The organism is Streptomyces odontotermitis (genome assembly GCF_050510915.1).
GTDB lineage: Bacteria > Actinomycetota > Actinomycetes > Streptomycetales > Streptomycetaceae > Streptomyces.
In genome coordinates this window covers 12,617-29,308 of sequence record NZ_JBNJLS010000006.1, presented here as the reverse complement: position 1 = coordinate 29,308, position 16,692 = coordinate 12,617, and the positions used below count along the sequence as shown (strand labels likewise).

Here is a 16,692-nt window from a genome sequence, read left to right as displayed (position 1 = left end):
GGATCACTTCTCCGGTGGGTCGCGGGGCTCGTCAGGACTGGCGAAGAAGAGCTTCGCGGTGCCGGTGATGTCGAGTACGCGCCGCACCGGCACGGAGGCGTCCACCAGTCGCAGGGTGCCGCCCCGTGCCGTCGTATGGCGCTGGTACTTGGTGAGCAGGTTCAGGGCGCTGGAGTCGGCGAACGTCACCTGCAGCAGGTCGAGTTCGCAGTACCGGCCCTCGCATTCGGTGAGGGCGCGGGCGAGTTCGGGGGCGGTGGCCACGTCGAGGTCGCCCGCGACCCGGACCAGGACCAGGTCCGGGAGTTCGACCACGTCAACGGCGAACGGCATCTCTCGCGGCACGCGGACTCCCCCCAGATTGAGTTGTAGCCGAAGACAAGCGCGGCCACGGACGGACAGGGCACCGGCCATAGCCTTCCGGGGGCGTATGCCCCGTGCAACTCCCGGCATGCTCGTTAACGCCCGGTAGCTTCAGGTGGTGACGCGCTGCCGCGCCGCCCGCGCGGGGCGGGGCGGTCGTGCCGCGCCTCCGGCCACGATCTTCTGGAGCAGGCTGTACGAGAGGATCGGCAGCAGCACTTCGGGGCGGTGGGAGAACCAGCCCGCGGCCAGGACGGCCGCCGCACTGCTGTTGTTCATGCCGGTGGCGAAGGTGAGGGAGATCCGCTCCGGCGCGGCGCACCGCGTCCAGACGGACAGCCGGCGGCCGCAGCAGAAGGTCAGACAGCACACCGCGCCCGATACGGCGAGGGCCAGCACCAGCAGGTCGGGGTCGGGGTGGGCGAGTGCTTGCCCCAGTGCGCCTGCGGCGTTGAGGTAGCAGAGGAGAAGGATGTTGGCCAGGTTGACGGCCTTGGCGGTGGGCAGGGCCCGCCGGGCGCGCTCCTCCCCGAGCACGGCGCGTACGACGATTCCGGCGAGGCACGGCAGCACCACCGCCACCAGCGCGAACATCCCGGCCCCTGTCCGGGCGATGAGGTCGACCTTGGCCGTGTCGTCCAGCGCTCCGGCACCGTCGGGGCCGACGAGTCGTCCGGCCAGATGGATGCCGAGCGGGACGGTGAACGGGCTGAGCAGGGTGGAGCCGAGCACCATCGCGACGACGAGCGGGACGTTGCCCCCGGCGTTCTGCCCCCAGGAGGCGGCGCCGCCCGCGATAGGCATGGCCAGGACCAGCATCAGCCCGACCACCAGCCCCTCCGCCTCCGCCGGATCGGGCCAGGCGCGCAGGGCGAGGGCGACGATCGGCAGGACGAGCAGGGGAAGCAGGGCGTTGGCGGCGACGCCGAGCACCAGCCGCACCGGCCGGGAGGCCACGCCGCGCAGATCGGCGACGCGGACCCCCAGACCGGCGTTGAACAGCATCACCGCCAGCAGCACCATCGGCAGCGTCAGCGCAGGCGTGCCCGCGCCGATCGACACCTTCAGCGCGCGCAGCGCCTCGCCGGGGGCGGGGCAGGCACCGGCCAGCGCATAGCAGGCCAGCATCAGCCCCAGCAGCCACCGCTGCACGAACGCCATCACGCAGCAGAGCCTAGCGGTCACCCTTCGCTACGTGCGAAGTGGTGTCGGCACGTGGCAACTCCCCGCGTTTGCTCAGGCGTTGGGGTCCCGAGTGCCGTCGGTGGTGGCGGGTGTGCGCTCCGCGAGGTCGGCGAGGACCCGGGCCGCCGGTGCGGCGTCGATGAGCCACTTCAGGTGGCTGCTCGCCAGGGTGCGGACGTCGTAGGGGTTGTCCGGCGTCAGCTCGTCGCCCTCGCGGATCAGGCGGTCCTGCAGGGCGAGCGGCATGCTGGCGTCGTCGGCCAGGCGGACGTAGGTCTTCGGGATGCGCCCCCACGTGGCCGCCTGCGCGCGGTCGACGGAGGTGCCGACGTCCAGGTTCTCGTCGGGCTGGAAGGTGTTGAGGAAGGTCAGGAACTCCTCGTCGGTGCCGTCGGCGAGGAAGGCCGCCTTGACGGCCGCGAGGACGTCCGGGCTCGCGGTGCGGAAGTTGACGCGCAGCAGGCCGAGTTCGGCCGGGTTCCCGGCCAGCGCCGGGCCGAAGGCGGCGGGGTCGACCGTGGCCATCTCCGGCTGGGCGTAGTAGTCGTTGACGTCGAGCTGGACCGGGCACCAGGACGAGACGTAGACGATGCGGTCGATCAGGTCGGGGCGGGCGTTGGCGGCGGCCGTGGCGGTGATGCCGCCGCGGCTGTGCGAGACGAGGATGACCGGGCCGTTCTCCTTGGCCCGCTCCAGGATCCCGATCAGGTGCGCGGCGTTGTCCGCGAGCGTCACGCCCTTGATCGCGCCGGGCGCGGATGCGAGGGCCTCGAGGTCCTGCGGGGCCTGATACGCCTTGACGTACGTCGCCTCGAACCCGTGCCCCGGCAGGTCGACGGCGACGGATCGGTGCCCCAGGAGGCCGAGTTCGGCCTGGAGCGGCGCGAAGGAGAAGGAGTTCGCGAAGGCTCCGTGAACGAGTACGTAGGTCGGCTGCATGTGATTCCCACTCACTTTCTTGTCCCCCCGAGGCGTCGGTACGGCGCGCGGAGCGCGAACGCCGACGTCACAAGCCACAGTGGCCGGTTTCCGTGGCTCACCCTAGTCACCAAAAGATCACCAGCACCAGGGACTTGAACGGCTGCGAGACTGGCGGAACGACCTTGCACCTGATCGCCGCCCTGGTGTACGTGCGCGACGGGTCGGCAGCGCGGGCGGTGCGACCAGACGGTCCGGTCAGACCGACTGGGGTACCTGCATCCCCCTCAGCATGAGCTCGATCAGGCGGCGGGGGTCGTAGCGGGGGTCGTCGTCACGGCCGATGCACAGGTTGCCGATGCCGCGCAGCAGCTCGTACGGCTGGATGCCGGGCCTGATGTCGCCCGCCTCGACGGCCGCGTCGAGCAACTGTGTGCAGACGGGCAGCAGTCGGTCGATGAAGTACGTGTGCAGGGCGGCGAAGCCGCTGCTGTCGGCCTGCATCGTGTTGGCGAGTCCGTGCTTGGTGACCAGGAAGTCGACGAAGAGGTCGATCCACTGGCGCAGCGCGGCGAACGGGGACTCCGCGTCGGCCAGCAGCCGCGGGCCGGCCTCGGCGCACTCCTCGACCTGGTGACGGAAGACGGCGACGACGAGGTCCGCCCGGGTCGGGAAGTGGCGGTAGATCGTTCCCATGCCCACGCCCGCCCGGGCCGCGATCTGACGGATCGGCGCGTCGACGCCCGACGTCACGAACACCTCGGCGGCCGCGGTCAGCAGCTTCTGCTGATTGCGCACCGCGTCGGCCCGCCTGCCGCGGGGCGCCGCCTCGTCGCCGGACCGGCCTCCAGTGGGCACCGCTTCTCTCCTTCTGCCGTCGCTCTTCGCCCTCTCGGGCACGCCTGTTCCGGGCTGCACCCGAACCGGAACCATACTCCGCTTGATAAGCGGAACAATGCTCCGTAAGCTAAACGGAGCAACGTTCCGATTGGTGGAGCGCCGCGGGATGTCGCGCGGCCGGGCCCCGTCGGACACTCCCGCCTGACCACCCCCCACCGCCCTCCACGCAGCGGCAGCAGGGGACATCGAAGGGAACGACGCACCATGACAGAAGCGAACGCCCTGAACCTGAACGCCACCGACGTCAGCAAGGCGACGCACCCGGTCCTGTCCTACAGCCCGGTGGTGCTGCCCGTCCCCGGGCGCCCCACCGACCTCCGGCTCCGCGTCACCGCACCCGCCACCGGAGGCGGCGACCTGCCGGTCATCCTTCTCTCGCACGGCCACGGCGGTGCCCTCAACCTCTCCTCCCTCAACGGCTACGCACCGCTCGCCCAGCCCTGGGCGGCGGCCGGGTTCGTCGTCATCCAGCCCACCCACCTCAGCTCCCGCACCCTGAGCCACCTGTGGGAGACCGACCCCGCGGCACCCTTCTTCTGGCGCTCCCGCGCCGAGGACATGTCCCGCATCCTCGACCGGCTCGACGAGATCGAGCGGGCCGTGCCACAGCTCGCCGGGCGCGTGGACCACGACAAGGTCGCCGTCGCGGGCCACTCGCTGGGCGGCTTCACCGCCGAGCTGCTGCTAGGCGCCCACGTCACCGACCCCGACACGGGAGACGAGGTGAGCCTCCTCGAACCCCGCATCAAGCAGGGGGTGTTGCTGGCCGCGCCCGGCCGCGGCGGGGACGCCCTCAACGGGTGGATGGCCGAGGAGGCGCCGATATTCCGCAGCATCGACCTGTCCACGATGAGCCGGCCCGCGCTCGTGGTCGCCGGCGACAAGGACGACTCCCCGCACTTCACGGACAGGGGACCGGCCTGGCACTACGACCCGTACCACCTCGCCCCCGGCCCCAAGACGCTGCTCACCGTCTTCGGCGGGGAGCACCTGCTGGGCGGGATCCAGGGGTACGACGCCGCCGAGACCACGGACGAGAACCCGGCGCGGGTCGCCGCGATCGCCGAGCTCAGTGCGGCGTATCTGCGCAGCCGGTTCCACCCCGGCGACCGCGCCTGGCAGGCCGCGCAGGACGCGCTGACGACCGGTCCGGGCGCGGTCGGGCGCGTCGAGTCCAAGTAGGCGGGCCCCAGTAGGCCGAGCCCAGGTAGAGGTTCTCGGCGGGAGGGATCTGACCGGCACGCACGTCAACATCACCGCTGGTCATGCCGGTATCGGCCGCGCGGCCACGCGGGCCCTGACCAAGGCGGGCGCATCCGTGACCGTGGGCGCGTGCCCCGGAACGCGCCCGGACGGCGCTCGCCGGGATCGAGAGCGGGATGTCCGCGGCTACGAAGTGCAGTTCGCGACCCATCACTTGGGCCACTTCCAGCTCACGCTCGGCCTGCTGCCCGCGCCGCGCGCCGCGCGTGGCGCCCGCGTGGTCAATGTGACCTCCGGTGCCCAGCGCCTCTCCGACATCCGCGGATACGCCGTGCACCCGGGCGCCGTCGTCGGCACGGCTCTGGACAGCGGCGTGGGTCAGGACGATCTGCGCGCCATGGGGCTGATCGACGCGGCCGGGCAGCCGGTCATCGATCCCGGGCGCGGCAAGAAGACACCGGAACAGGGGGCCGCCGCCCTCGTGTTCGCGGCCACCAGTCCCCTGCTGGACGGGATCGGCGGCGTCTACCTCAAGGACAGCGACATCGCCCCTCCCTCGACGACAAGCCCAGGCCCGTCACCGCGGACAGCATCGCGTCCGAGGCCACGTCGCACTCCATCGACCCCCACTCGGCGCGGCGACTGGGGGAGTTGAGCGAGCAGCTGCTCAAGGCCCCCGTGCGTTGGGCGTGTTGACCGCCGTGATGGCCTGGGCCGCGTTGACGGCGCCGGGTCCGACGCTGCAGGCTGCGCGCATGATCTTCACTCAGGCGGAACTCGACTACCTGGCCGGCCAGCACCTCGGCCGCCTGGCCACCGTTTCCCCGGCGGGCCAGGTGCAGAACAACCCCGTGAACTTCTTCGTGGACGCCGACGCGGGCACGATCACGATCGGCGGGGGTGCGCTGGGTGCGTCGAAGAAGTTCCGGAACGTCCGGGCGGGCAGCACCGTGTCGTTCGTCGTGGACGACCTGGCCTCGGTGGACCCGTGGACGCCGCGCGGCATCGAGATACGGGGTGCGGCGGTGGCCCTCACGGACCACGAACCGCCGAGGCCGGGCTTCTCCCGTGAGGTCATCATCGTCTCGCCCGGCCGGATCATCTCGTGGGGGCTGGACGGGCCACGGGCCAGCCGCGCGGTGTGAGAGCGGGGCTTCTGCTCACCCCTCCTGGATCAGGCGCAGCAGCTGTTCCATGACGGGGAGGGGCAGCGACGGGCGACGGGCCGCCTCCTGTGCGGTCTCGACGTCGCTCAGCAGCTTGACCACCACGGGGGTGGGCAGGTGGGGGTGCTGAGCGGCCGCCCGGCGCACCGCGTCCTTCGGGTCGTCGAGCAGCCGTACCGCTGACGTGAGCGTCAGGCGAGGGGCCTGGGCGGCTCGGTGCCGTACGTCCGCGTCGTCGTCCCGGCTCAAGCGCTCGACGAGTTCGGGCGTCGACTGCGGGTCGTCCAGGGCCAGTTGACGCATTCTCGGGTTCGGGTCGTCGGCGTAGCGCAGCAGGTCGTGGCGGGGGAAGCGGGGGTGGTCGCGGGGGCGGTCGGGATGGCTGAAGCTGCCGGTCCACCACTGCCACACCCGCAGCAGCATCTCGGCGGGCGCGTCGTCGCAGGACTCGGCGAGGAAGAGCTGGACGACGCGGTCCTCGTCGTCGGCCAGCCGGGTCACGACGTCGGGCGGGAGGTGCGTGGCGCGGGCCACGCTGCGGCGTACGAGGGGGTGGGAGGAGGCGGCGAGGCGGCGCATGGCGGCCGGGTCGTCGTGCAGCGCCACCACCCAGTCCAGCGCGTGATAGTGGCCTCCCGGGTCGAAGTCGATGTCGATGTCCGCCCGCCGGCCCTCGGTGAGATCGGCGCGCAGGGAGGTCGTGAAGCGGACGGATTCGTCCGGGTCCTGGGCGAGGAGGGCGACCAGGCCGGCGGGCAGGTGCGAGTTGCGCGCCAAGGACGAGCGCTGGGCGGAACTGCCGTGCCGGGCCACGTGCTCGGCGAGGTCCGGCGCCAGGCGACAGCGCTCCAGCGCACGGTCGTTGAGGTGCGCGGCCTCGAAGACGGACCGGGGCATGGGGTGCTCTTCGTGGTGCCGGAGCAGCGCCTCGACGCGGACCTCGCCGTCGGGGTCGTCGAGGAGGGCGGCGCGCTCAGAGGCCGAGAGGTGCGGCCACGCCCTGCGGCACGCAAAGGCCCGTACGGAGGGATCGGTGTCGGCCACCAAGGCGGTGATGTGGTGCACCGGGAGCCCGGTCAGGCGGGCGGCCTCCCCGCGGACGCGTGCGGAGGAGTCGGTGGCGAGCTCCTCGTAGGCGGCGCCGGTGAGTTCGGTGCGGCGGTCCACCGCCACCGACGTCAGGACCCAGCGGCGCCGCGGGTCCTGCTCGCCCAGGATCAGGCGGGCCCACTGCTCGGGCGAGATGTTCGGCTGCGCGTCGGCCAGCAGCTCCCGCACCTTCCACTCCGGGTGCGCCAGGGCCGCGTCCACCACCGCCGACGGCAGGGGGCTCCACATGACGTGGTGCGAACGGCCGATGAGGTGGGCGCGCAGGCCGGCCGGGGCGGCCGGGTTGCGGGCCAGCCCGTGCGCCCACATCTCACGCAGGCGCTCCGAGGGAGCCGGACCCTCGGTCAACACCGCCCACCCTGTCGCCTCTTCCTCTGCGGTCGCGGTCTGTGCCTCGCTCCGTCCGTCCGTCATGGGGCCCATCTTCCCCGACCCCTCGCCACGGATTGCAGTTTCAGCAACTTCAGTTGCCGTACCGGTCGCGCCAGTTGCAGTCTGATGTGACGCAACAGGGCTTCGGCACACAGGAGATGACCATGACCGTCCACGCGTACGACGACACCACCCCCGCACCCACCCCCACACCGCTCAACAACCGCGTCCACCACGTGCGCGCCGGGGAGCTGGACGGCTACGCCGCCATCAGCGGTGGCACCGTCGGCTCGAAGAGACTGTGGATGGGCATGGTGGAGAACGCTCCGCTGAGCTCGACCGACAACCACCACCACGGCGCGTCGGAGGCGGGCATCTTCGTGGTCAGCGGTCACCCCGTGTTCGTCTTCCACGACGGCACCCAGGAGGTACGGGTCACCGGAGGGCCCGGCGACTTCTTCCTGGTCCCGCCGTTCGTCCCGCACCGCGAGGAGAACCCCAGCCCGGACGAACCCGCGGTCGTCGTCATCGCCCGCACCACACAGGAGCCCATCAAGGTCTCCGTGCCCGAGCTCCACCAACTCACCGAGGCGGACGGGCGGTAGCTCCCAGCTCTCGGTCCTTGGTCCTCACATTCCGCGAGGCTGTCTCGTCGTATGGCTGGAGGCGAACACGCGCCCCCGGCAATACGAAGGAGCTCACCATGGACGCCCGTCTCAACTTCCACGCCAACCCGGTCGGAGCCGCGTTCCTCAAGCAGATCGTTCCGGCGGCGAGGCCGATCAAGGAGTCGGGGCTGCCTGCCCCGACGCTGGAGCTGGTGGCGCTCCGGGCCAGCCAGATCAACGGCTGCGGCTTCTGCATCGACATGCACACCAAGGACGCCACCGCGGCCGGGGAGAGCCCGGCCCGGCTCCACCTGGTCGCCGCCTGGCGCGAGGCCACCGCCTTCACCGACGCCGAGCGCGCCGCTCTGGAGCTGGCCGAGGAGGGCACCCGCGTCGCCGACGCGGCCGGAGGCGTCCCCGACGACGTCTGGGCCAACGCGGCCAAGCACTACGACGAGGACCAGCTCGCCGCGCTGGTGTCGGTCATCGCCCTCATCAACGCCCTCAACCGCCTGAACGTCATCACCCAGCAGCCCGCGGGCGACTACCAGCCCGGACAGTTCGGGTGACCGGCTGGCCGCCTGGCCGCTGAACCGCCGGGCCGTATCCAGGGAATCGCCTCCGGTTGTACAAAAGGACCGAGAGGCGCTCCCTGGAGAGGACGGCCCCATGGCAGCCCTGCCGGACGAAACCCCGGAACAGAGCAACCCCCCGGTGACCACAGCCATGGACGGCCGGGTACCGGAAGCCTTGTTGGGTCCCTTGGCGCAGGAATTCTCGTCCTACGACGCCGACGGCTCCGACAGCACCGAAGACGAGGAAGAGGACGAGGGAGGAGAAGCCGGCGCCCCGGGCGAGGAGGGGATCCCGGCAGGGAACTGAGTCGGCGTCCCGGGTGCCCTCCGGCTACTCCGACCCGTCCGAACCACCGGCGTCCACGATGCTTTCGAGCGCCCGCACCGCGTCTTCGCCCCGGCGGTAGCCGATCTCCTGGGCGATCTCGGAGGCCCGGCTGAGTTCCTCCCAGGCCGCCTGGTCGTCGCTCATGTCGTGGTACACGCGGACCAGTACGAGGCGCGCCTCGACCTCGGCGATGCGATAGCCCCCGCCGGCGGCGAGCGTCAGCGCCCGCGTCGCTTCCCCGCAGGCGAGGGCGGGCTGCCCGGTGACGACCGCGAGGCGGCAGCGTGCCAGGAGCGAGCGGATCAGGACGTCGCGACGGGTGATGCCGTGCGCGATGGCGTGTGCGGCCTCGAAGTGGGTGCGCGCCGCTGCCACGGCCGTGCCCCGCCGTGGTTCCCCGGATCTCTCGGCCCGGTCGAGGGCGAGATGGCCGAGGCCGATCAGGCAGGCGGCCTCGTCGGCGGTCCACCGGGCGCGGCGGCAGACGGAGAGGTTGGCCTCCAGGGCGAGGCGGGCGGCCCGGGGCCTGCCGGTGGTCCGCAGGTGTTCGGCGTAGTGGATGCCGCTCCAGCTGTAGAGGAGCGGGAGCGGCGTGCACGCGCGGGCGATGCGCAGCGCCGCCGCGAAGCAGCGCTCCGCGTCCTCGTCCTCGCCCCGGTACTGGCAGAGCGTGCCGCGAAGGGTCTCGGCGACCAGTTCGTCCTCGCGGTCACCGGCTCGCCGCGCGAGGTCGAACGCGCCCTCGATCGCCTCGTCTGCCGTCGTCAACTGACCGAGCGCCAGGTGGAGTTCGACACGGTTCTGGCAGCTGATGGCGGCCTGGTGGTAGCGGCCGAGGCCGCGGAATGCCGCTTCGGCACGGCGCAGCGCGGCCACCGCATCCCACAGCCGCCCCAGCATCTGGAAGCTCGTGGCGGCCTCGTGCAGCAGCCAGCCGGCGATGTGCGGGTCAGCGCCGTGGATGTAGGGCCGGCGGCGGACGTCGCCGCGCGGGAAGAAGTCGGCGAGACAGGCCAGGACCGTGTCGTAGGCGCTGAGTTCACGGGTGATCAGGCCGCGGTCCCCGGCGTAGAGACGATCGGTGACGAGGACGTACGCCTCGGCGTACGCACCGGTCCGGCAGGCGTGATGGACGGCTTCGATCACCGGGGCGAGTCCTTCGAGGGTGGCCGGCGGCTCGCCTCGGTCCTCGTCGAGGCGCAGGTAGTAGCGCTTGGCCCAGGCATGCAGGCGGAGGTGGTCCTCTCGGGGCACGGAGGAGGCGTAGTAGGCGCGGACCAGTGGATGCGTGCTCACTCTGTCGCGCTCGTCGCGCCGCACCACGCGGGCGTCGACCAGGTGGATGAGGGCGGCCGTGTAGGCGGGCGGTGGCGTCGCCCCTGCGGCAGCGGCGGCTTCTCCTCCGGAAGTCTCCCCTTCGCCCGGGGCGGCCGCCTCGCCCGGTCCCCGGTCCCCCGCTGTCGCTGTGCCCTGCGCCAGTACGACCTCCAGCGCCTCCTCCCCCACCGGCGTACGGAAGACGCTCAGTCCCCGGAGCAGCCAGCGCTCCGTCTCCGACAGGCACGCGTCGTACTGCCCGAGGACGCGCCGCACGAGTTCAGTGCGCGGCAGGTCGGGGTCGGGGGCGGGCAGGGTGGCCAGCTGGCGTACGTCACCGCCGTGCCGTTTGACCAGGTAGGCCGCGATGAGGCTGAGCGTGAGCGCGTGTCCGCCCCACTGCTGGCCCACCCGTTCGAGTGCGGCGTGGGAGCCGTGCACGCCCAGCATCACCAGGAGGTCCCGGCTCGCCGCGGCGGTCAGCGCCGGGACGTCGATCTGCCGGTACGTCACGAAGGCGATGAGGTCCACGAGGGGAGCGCGTGAGGTGATCAGGCACAGGGAGCGGTGGCCCGGCGTGGCGAAGAAGGTCAGGAAGTCCCGCAGGTCCGGGCTGAGAACGGAGCCGTAGTGGTCGCCGCGCTGTTCCTGGACGGTCTCGAGGCCGTCCAGGACGAAGACGTAGGGCTGGGAGCTCAGCAAGGAGGCGACGATCTCGGCGCGGGCTCGCCCGTCCTCGCAGTCCTCGGAGGTGATGCGGCCGCCGCTCACGTAGTCGAGCGCGGCCTCCAGGAAGTCGTCGGCGCCGGGGCGTTCGGTGAAGCTCCACCAGAAGTAGCGCGGCACGGCGGGCTCCTGGCCGCCGTGGCGCTCCCGGCGCCCTTCGGCCGTGCGGTGGTGCTCCACCCACTGCCGTACGAGGGTGGTCTTGCCCTCCCCGCCGAACCCGATCAGTCCGGCCACCAGGGTCTCGGGGTCCTCGGCGGCCCGGTCCGCCTGGGCGAGAAGCGCGTCGCGTGCCACCCACTCCGTCAGGGGCGTCGGGGCGCTCTCCAGACGGTCGAAGCGCGGTGGCTCGGCGCGGTGCAGCAAGTCCTCGGCCATCCGGGGCGGTTCGGCGTAGTCCATGGGCAGCGGGTCGGACCGTACGACGAGGGAGAACGGCGGGAAGGTGACGAGGCGGGCGTTGACGGCCCAGGCGGTGTCGCGGTCCTCGGGGACTCCGCCCGAGCCCCACTTCTCGGAGACCATGCCGACGACCAGGTTGCGCACACGGTCGAGTACGGGGGCGCCGCTCATCCCCTCGGCGATGTCGGAGGAGCGGAGCTGGACGGGCTCCTGCACCAGGAAGTGGCCCTCGGGCGCCTCGATCTCGCCCATGATCATGCCCTGCGCGAGGAGCCCCCGGTACTTGCCGAGCCTGCGGTACCCGTAGGCGATGAACTCGTGCCACTCCGAGGCGGCGGCATCGCCGAGGACGGCTGTCCGGCCCGCGGGGATGGGGGCCTGGGTCCGCAGACAGACCAGGTCGTCGTCGCTGTCGACGCAGTACGCGACCACGCTCGCCCGCAGCCGCAGCGCGTTCCAGTGGTCCACGGGCGGGAAGTGGATGTCGACCAGCGGCGCGGGCGGGCCGGACACATCGAGGCCGCCCGCCTCCAGCACGTGCCGGCAGGTGACGATCAGCCCCTGCCGTGAGATCGCGACCCCGGTGCCGAGTGTCTCACCGCCGTCCGGCAGGGCCACCCGTACGGTCATCAGCCGCACGTTCTGGAGCCTCACCTGGTACCTGCCGGGTGACTCGCCGGTCATGGCGGGTCCGACCTCCAGGTGAGCCGCACCGTGAGGGCCGCGGACGCGCCGACCTTGGCGATCATCGCGCCGGTCTCGGCGTCCAGCGTGATGCCGAACTCGACCTCGACCTCGGCGGGGCGGCGCGGCAGCTCGTCCACCGCCTGATCGACCCGACGGGCCATCGAACGGATCGTGGCCATAGCGGAGTTGACCGCCGCCTCCGAGCGGCGCAGCAGATCGGCAGGGCTTGTCGCGACCGGTCTGAGACCGCGCCCGGGCGAGAAGTCGACCAGCAGCACGCCGTCGTCCGGCAGGTGATCGATGCCCTGGGGTCCCGTGCGCGCATCCGCGCCATCCGCAGCCATGAAGCCTCCCCCGACCGCTCCCCGAGGCCGCCCTGCCGTCCCTCCAACGGGCTGGACCTGGCATCACCGCGGGGCGTTCTCAAGGGTAGAGGGAACGTGCTCCCGCGCACAGAAGGAACCCGATGCTGCGCCAAGTAGTGCTCCCCCAGGCTTCCTTGACGTTGAATCATGACGTCGGGACAGCACCAGTGGGACGGAGTCAGCATGGCGGTCGGCGCAGTCACGTCCAGTGTGGGGCGGCGCAGGTTCCTCGGCGGCGCGGGGGCCGCGGGCGCGGCGTTCGCCACGTCCGCCTTCACCGGCAGGCGGGCGGCGGGACGGGAGGAGACCCATGACGTCGTGATCGTCGGCTCGGGGGTCGGCGGGAGCATCGCCGCCTACCGGCTGGCGGCCGCGGGGGTGCGCAACGTCGTCCTGGAGCGGGGGCGGCGCTGGCCCATCACGCCCGCCGGTGACACCTTCCCGGACTTCTGGCGGCCCGACCGGCGCACCCTGTGGCTGGGCGGACGCCTCCACCTGCCGTGGGTGTCCGCCGTTCCGGCCCTCGACGCGCTCGTCCGGTCCGCCGAGTCCACCGTCCTGCCCTCGTACACCGGTCTCGCGGACATCGTTCTCGACGACCAGATGAGTGTGATCTGCGGTGCGGGGGTGGGCGGCGGCACGCTCATCTACGCGGGGATGCTGCCGCAGCCGAGCCCCGAGGTCTTCGCGCGCTGCTTCCCGTCCTGGCTGGACTACGGGGAGCTGGACGCGGAGTACTACCCGCGCGCCCGCCGCCGCATGGTCGCCTCGCCCATCCCGGACGACGTACTGGCGCATCCCCGCTACCGGCCCAGCCGCCAGTGGGAACAGGCCACCCGTACCGCGGAGTTGAGCTCGGAGCGGCTGCCGCTCAACTACGACTGGGACGTCATCCGCCGCGAGCTGTCCGGCGCCGTCGCCCCTGCCGCCACCGTCGGCCAGTACATGCTGACCGGCTGCAACAGCGGCGCGAAGATGAGCGTCGACCGCACCTACCTCGCCCGCGCCGAGGCCACCGGCCGCACCACGGTCCGCCCCCTGCATCAGGTGACCGATGTGACGCGGGAGGCCGATGGCGTGTACCGGGTCGTCGCCGACCGGCTGTCCGAGGACGGGGACGTGGTGGAGACGGTGTCGATGCGGGCCGCGAAGGTGATCTTCGCGGCGGGTGCCACGCACACGCCGCGTCTGCTCGTGCGGCTGCGGGACACCGGCTCGCTGCCCGCGCTTCCGCCGGACGTGGGCCGGGGCTGGGGCTCCAACGGGGACCGGCTCATCGCGGTCAAGAGCCTGACCGCGGACACCGGGGCGCCGCAGGCCGGGCCGCCGCCCTTCATCATCCGCGACGACGACAACCCTGCCGGACCCGCCTCGTTGGAGGTGGCGCCCCTGCCCATGCCCTTCAACACGGGCGCCTATTTCGTGCTGGGCATGGGGATGTCCCAGCGCCCCGCGTCGATCGTCTACGACGGGGCCACGGACCGTACGGAGCTGCGTTTCGCCCCCGGGACGGACCTGCCCGCCTCGCAGGGCACCGCGTCGCTCTCGCGCCGGGTCGCCCGCGCCATGGGCCCGGACACGGTGGTCGTCGACGCGGGCGTCGTCCACCAGGTGACGGTCCACCCGCTGGGCGGCGCCGTGCTCGGCAAGGCCACCGACCGGTACGGGCGGCTCGACGGGTATCGCGGCCTGTACTGCCTGGACGGGTCGCTGCTGCCGGGCACGGCGGGGGCGGTCAATCCCTCCCTCACCATCGCGGCCGTGGTCGAGCGGTGTCTGGACCGGCTGGTGGGCGAGGACTTCGCCTGAGGGCAGGCGACGGTCCTACTGAGGTCAGCCGAAGGTGCTGACCGATCGCTTGCCGGAGTGGCCCTTGAACTCGGGCAGGTCCGTCTGCGATACGGGTCCTTCGGCCCGTACCGCGGGGGCTTCTGCCGTCGCTGCCGCCGCTCCGGGCGGTGGAGCATGGCGGCATGGGCCGAAGTCTGCCGCCCTGCCCCTCAGCTCGGCTGGAACGTGGTGCGCAGGCGGTAGCGCTCGCCGCTGTACTCGACGGTCGAGAGCAGCACGGGCCGCTGCTCGCGCGTGTAGATGGTCTGGTCGAGGAGCAGGACGGGCGCGCCCTTCGGGAGGCGCAGGTGCTCGGCGAGTTCCGCCTCGGCGGTGCGGGCCTCGATGGTCGCCTCCGAGCGGTCCAACTCGACGCCGCGGGCGCGGAGTTCCTCGAAGAGGGAGGCGGACGCGTAGTCGGCCTCCTCGATGCCGGGGGCGAGCCGGGCGACGACGAGGGTGCGGTCGACGGCCACGCGTACGTCGTCGAGGAGCCGGACGCGGTCGAGGCGGAGCAGGGGCGTGCCGGCCGGTACGTCCAGGCGGTCGGCGTCGTCCAGGGAGGCGACGGCCGTCTCGTGGCGCAGCACGAGGGAGCTCGGCGTCATGTGCTTGCGGCGGGCCGTCGCGGTGAACGACTCCAGGTCGTTGGGCCACTCACGGGCGGGCGCGGGCGTGGCCACGAACCAGCCGCGGCCGTGCGAGGCGGTGAGCAGCCCCTGGTCGACCAGGTGCAGCAGAGCCTTGCGGAGGGTGACGCGGGAGATGTCGAGGTGGGTGCAGAGTTCGCGCTCGGCGGGCAGTCGGGCCCCGGCCGTGAGACCGCGCCGGGCGATGTCCTCGCGGATCAGGTCGGCCGCCTGCGACCACAGGGGCGCGGCGCCGCTGGCGCGCTGGGGCGCGCGGGCCGGGTGGACGTGGTCCGGCATGCGTGTACCTCCCGGGGAACGGCTGGCAACCATACCACTGCTTACCACTGGCCCGCCGACGGGTGTCCGGCGCGGCACCTGGTGGGCACTGCCAGGGACTTGGCCGGGGACTTACGGCCCGGGTGGCGGAGGGCCCTGGGGCCCGTGATGCCCGTACGAGGTCACGATCCGCACCACAAGTGAATACCACTATTGACCACTTGCAGACCACTGCTTACCTTGTGTGGGCAGCGGCCGGGACCTCTCCCCCGCTGACCTTTGCTCGTTGGAGGAAGACGGATGAGTACGGCCATCGCAAAGAAGCGTGGCGGAAAGCGTGGCGGCAGCGGCGTCATGGCGGTCATGCAGCGCATCGGCCGCAGCCTGATGCTGCCCGTGGCGGTGCTGCCCGCGGCGGCGATCCTGTTGCGGCTCGGCAAGGAAGACCTGCTGGGCCGGGAGGCGTTCCCCGAGGTTGTCCGGAAGTTCGGGATGATCCTGACCTCCGGCGGCCAGGCGGTCTTCGACAACCTGCCGCTGCTGTTCGCGATCGGCGTGGCCATCGGCTTCGCCAAGAAGGCAGACGGCTCGACCGCGCTCGCCGCCGCCGTCGGCTACCTGGTCTTCAAGAACGTCCTTGCCAGCCCCGCCTTCCCCAAGGGCGTCGACGGCGAGCCGCTGGACGCCAAGGTGCTCGGCGGCATCGTGATGGGCCTCGTCTGCGCCCTCCTCTACCAGCGCTTCAGCCGCACCAAGCTGCCCGACTGGCTCGGCTTCTTCGGCGGGCGGCGCCTGGTGCCGATCCTCAGCGCCGGTGCGGGCGTCGTCGTGGGCATCGTCTTCGGCGTGGTCTGGCCGACGATCGGGAGCTGGTTCTTCCACTTCGGCGAGTGGCTGGTGGGCACCGGAGCCTGGGGCGCGGGCCTGTTCGGTCTGGTCGTGCGGGCACTGATCCCGGTCGGGATGCACCACTTCTTCTCGTTCTTCCCGTGGTTCGAGGCCGGGAGTTACGTCAATCCGCAGACCGGCAGCGAGGTGCACGGCGACATCGCGCGGTTCCTCGCCGGGGACCCGAACGCCGGGCAGTTCATGACCGGCGGCTTCCCGATCTACATGTTCGCGCTGCCCGCGGCGGCCCTCGCCATCGCCCACACCGCACGCCCGGAGAACCGCAAGGTCGTCAAGGGCATGATGATCTCGGTGGCGCTGACCTCCTTCGTCACCGGCGTGACCGAGCCGATCGAGTTCAGCTTCATGTTCGTGGCGCCCGTCCTGTACGCGATCCACGCGGTGCTCTTCGGCGTCTCCATGGCCGTCTGCTACGCGCTCGGCATCCGCGACGGCTTCGGCTTCTCCTCCGGTGCGATCGACTACGTCGTCAACTTCGGGATCGCCACCAAGCCGTGGCTGCTCATCCCGATCGGCCTGGTCTTCGCAGCGCTCTACTACGCGATCTTCAGGTTCGCCATCGTCCGGTTCAACTTGCCCACGCCGGGACGGGAACCGGTCGAGGCCCGAGACGGAGACAGAGACGGGGACGGTGCCGGTGCCAGTGCCAGTGCCAGTGCCGGAGCCGGTGCCGGTGATGGCCGCGGTGGCGGCGACGGCACGGACGGTGCCACGGCTGTGCCCGCCGCGCGCGAGGCAGCCATGGACGAGACCGTCGCCCGCGCAGCCTCCGAACCATCGGGCGACGCCGACGCCCCCACGAACACGAAGCTCTGACCAG

Annotated in this window: 16 protein-coding genes; 8 read left to right on the top strand and 8 right to left on the bottom strand. The window is 71.9% G+C overall.

Annotated features, from left to right (window positions below; translation table 11 throughout):
- Positions 1–3: 3 nt before the first annotated feature.
- The 4 genes from ACQB60_RS18720 to ACQB60_RS18705 all read right to left on the bottom strand — a co-directional run bounded on the left by ACQB60_RS18720 (position 4) and on the right by ACQB60_RS18705 (position 3,324).
- Positions 4–345 (bottom strand): STAS domain-containing protein, encoded by a 342-nt coding sequence (locus ACQB60_RS18720; RefSeq protein WP_496927142.1) that lies wholly within the window; start codon positions 343–345, stop codon positions 4–6.
- A gap of 129 nt (positions 346–474) precedes the next feature.
- On the bottom strand, positions 475–1,524 hold the full coding sequence (locus ACQB60_RS18715; RefSeq protein ID WP_496927535.1) for a bile acid:sodium symporter family protein: 1,050 nt from the start codon (positions 1,522–1,524) through the stop codon (positions 475–477).
- 75 nt (positions 1,525–1,599) lie between these two features.
- A complete protein-coding gene (locus ACQB60_RS18710) occupies positions 1,600–2,487 on the bottom strand; it encodes an alpha/beta fold hydrolase (RefSeq protein WP_496927141.1) in 888 nt (295 codons plus the stop codon).
- Positions 2,488–2,724: 237 nt separating this feature from the next.
- Entirely contained in the window at positions 2,725–3,324 is a 600-nt protein-coding gene (locus tag ACQB60_RS18705) for a TetR/AcrR family transcriptional regulator (protein WP_496927140.1), read from the bottom strand.
- Between the two features lie 246 nt (positions 3,325–3,570).
- Here ACQB60_RS18705 and ACQB60_RS18700 point away from each other — a divergent pair, with 246 nt between their 5' ends.
- The 3 genes from ACQB60_RS18700 to ACQB60_RS18690 all read left to right on the top strand — a co-directional run bounded on the left by ACQB60_RS18700 (position 3,571) and on the right by ACQB60_RS18690 (position 5,714).
- Complete coding sequence (locus ACQB60_RS18700; RefSeq protein WP_496927139.1) at positions 3,571–4,548, top strand: alpha/beta hydrolase family protein; 978 nt, start codon at positions 3,571–3,573, stop codon at positions 4,546–4,548.
- Positions 4,549–4,762: 214 nt separating this feature from the next.
- Positions 4,763–5,224, top strand: a complete 462-nt coding sequence (locus ACQB60_RS18695) for an SDR family NAD(P)-dependent oxidoreductase (RefSeq protein ID WP_496927138.1) — start codon at positions 4,763–4,765, stop codon at positions 5,222–5,224.
- A 100-nt stretch (positions 5,225–5,324) separates the two neighbouring features.
- A complete protein-coding gene (locus tag ACQB60_RS18690; protein ID WP_496927137.1) occupies positions 5,325–5,714 on the top strand; it encodes a PPOX class F420-dependent oxidoreductase in 390 nt (129 codons plus the stop codon).
- 15 nt (positions 5,715–5,729) lie between these two features.
- On the opposite strand, the gene ACQB60_RS18685 is transcribed toward ACQB60_RS18690, so the two are convergent.
- Positions 5,730–7,259 (bottom strand): HEAT repeat domain-containing protein, encoded by a 1,530-nt coding sequence (locus tag ACQB60_RS18685; RefSeq protein WP_496927136.1) that lies wholly within the window; start codon positions 7,257–7,259, stop codon positions 5,730–5,732.
- Positions 7,260–7,381: 122 nt separating this feature from the next.
- Here ACQB60_RS18685 and ACQB60_RS18680 point away from each other — a divergent pair, with 122 nt between their 5' ends.
- The 3 genes from ACQB60_RS18680 (at position 7,382) to ACQB60_RS18670 (ending at position 8,707) form a co-directional block, all read left to right on the top strand.
- A complete protein-coding gene (locus ACQB60_RS18680) occupies positions 7,382–7,822 on the top strand; it encodes a cupin domain-containing protein (RefSeq protein ID WP_496927135.1) in 441 nt (146 codons plus the stop codon).
- Positions 7,823–7,920: 98 nt separating this feature from the next.
- Positions 7,921–8,394: a carboxymuconolactone decarboxylase family protein gene (locus tag ACQB60_RS18675; protein ID WP_496927134.1), complete on the top strand. Its 474-nt coding sequence runs from the start codon at positions 7,921–7,923 to the stop codon at positions 8,392–8,394.
- A 100-nt stretch (positions 8,395–8,494) separates the two neighbouring features.
- Entirely contained in the window at positions 8,495–8,707 is a 213-nt protein-coding gene (locus tag ACQB60_RS18670; protein ID WP_496927133.1) for a hypothetical protein, read from the top strand.
- A gap of 24 nt (positions 8,708–8,731) precedes the next feature.
- Here the strand turns inward: ACQB60_RS18670 and ACQB60_RS18665 are convergent, their stop codons facing one another.
- Together ACQB60_RS18665 and ACQB60_RS18660 are read right to left on the bottom strand one after the other, a co-directional pair.
- The gene (locus ACQB60_RS18665; RefSeq protein ID WP_496927132.1) at positions 8,732–11,803 is read right to left on the bottom strand and encodes a trypsin-like peptidase domain-containing protein; all 3,072 of its coding nucleotides are present in this window, start codon (positions 11,801–11,803) and stop codon (positions 8,732–8,734) included.
- Between the two features lie 50 nt (positions 11,804–11,853).
- Positions 11,854–12,204: a CU044_2847 family protein gene (locus tag ACQB60_RS18660; RefSeq protein ID WP_496927131.1), complete on the bottom strand. Its 351-nt coding sequence runs from the start codon at positions 12,202–12,204 to the stop codon at positions 11,854–11,856.
- Positions 12,205–12,408: 204 nt separating this feature from the next.
- Here ACQB60_RS18660 and ACQB60_RS18655 point away from each other — a divergent pair, with 204 nt between their 5' ends.
- Positions 12,409–14,034 carry a GMC family oxidoreductase N-terminal domain-containing protein gene (locus ACQB60_RS18655; RefSeq protein WP_496927130.1) on the top strand — a complete coding sequence of 542 codons (1,626 nt, stop codon included), beginning with the start codon at positions 12,409–12,411 and terminating at the stop codon, positions 14,032–14,034.
- A gap of 191 nt (positions 14,035–14,225) precedes the next feature.
- Here ACQB60_RS18655 and ACQB60_RS18650 read toward each other — a convergent pair whose 3' ends face one another.
- Positions 14,226–14,984 carry a GntR family transcriptional regulator gene (locus tag ACQB60_RS18650; protein ID WP_496927129.1) on the bottom strand — a complete coding sequence of 253 codons (759 nt, stop codon included), beginning with the start codon at positions 14,982–14,984 and terminating at the stop codon, positions 14,226–14,228.
- A 279-nt stretch (positions 14,985–15,263) separates the two neighbouring features.
- Here ACQB60_RS18650 and ACQB60_RS18645 point away from each other — a divergent pair, with 279 nt between their 5' ends.
- The gene (locus ACQB60_RS18645) at positions 15,264–16,688 is read left to right on the top strand and encodes a PTS transporter subunit EIIC (protein ID WP_496927128.1); all 1,425 of its coding nucleotides are present in this window, start codon (positions 15,264–15,266) and stop codon (positions 16,686–16,688) included.
- Positions 16,689–16,692: the final 4 nt, after the last annotated feature.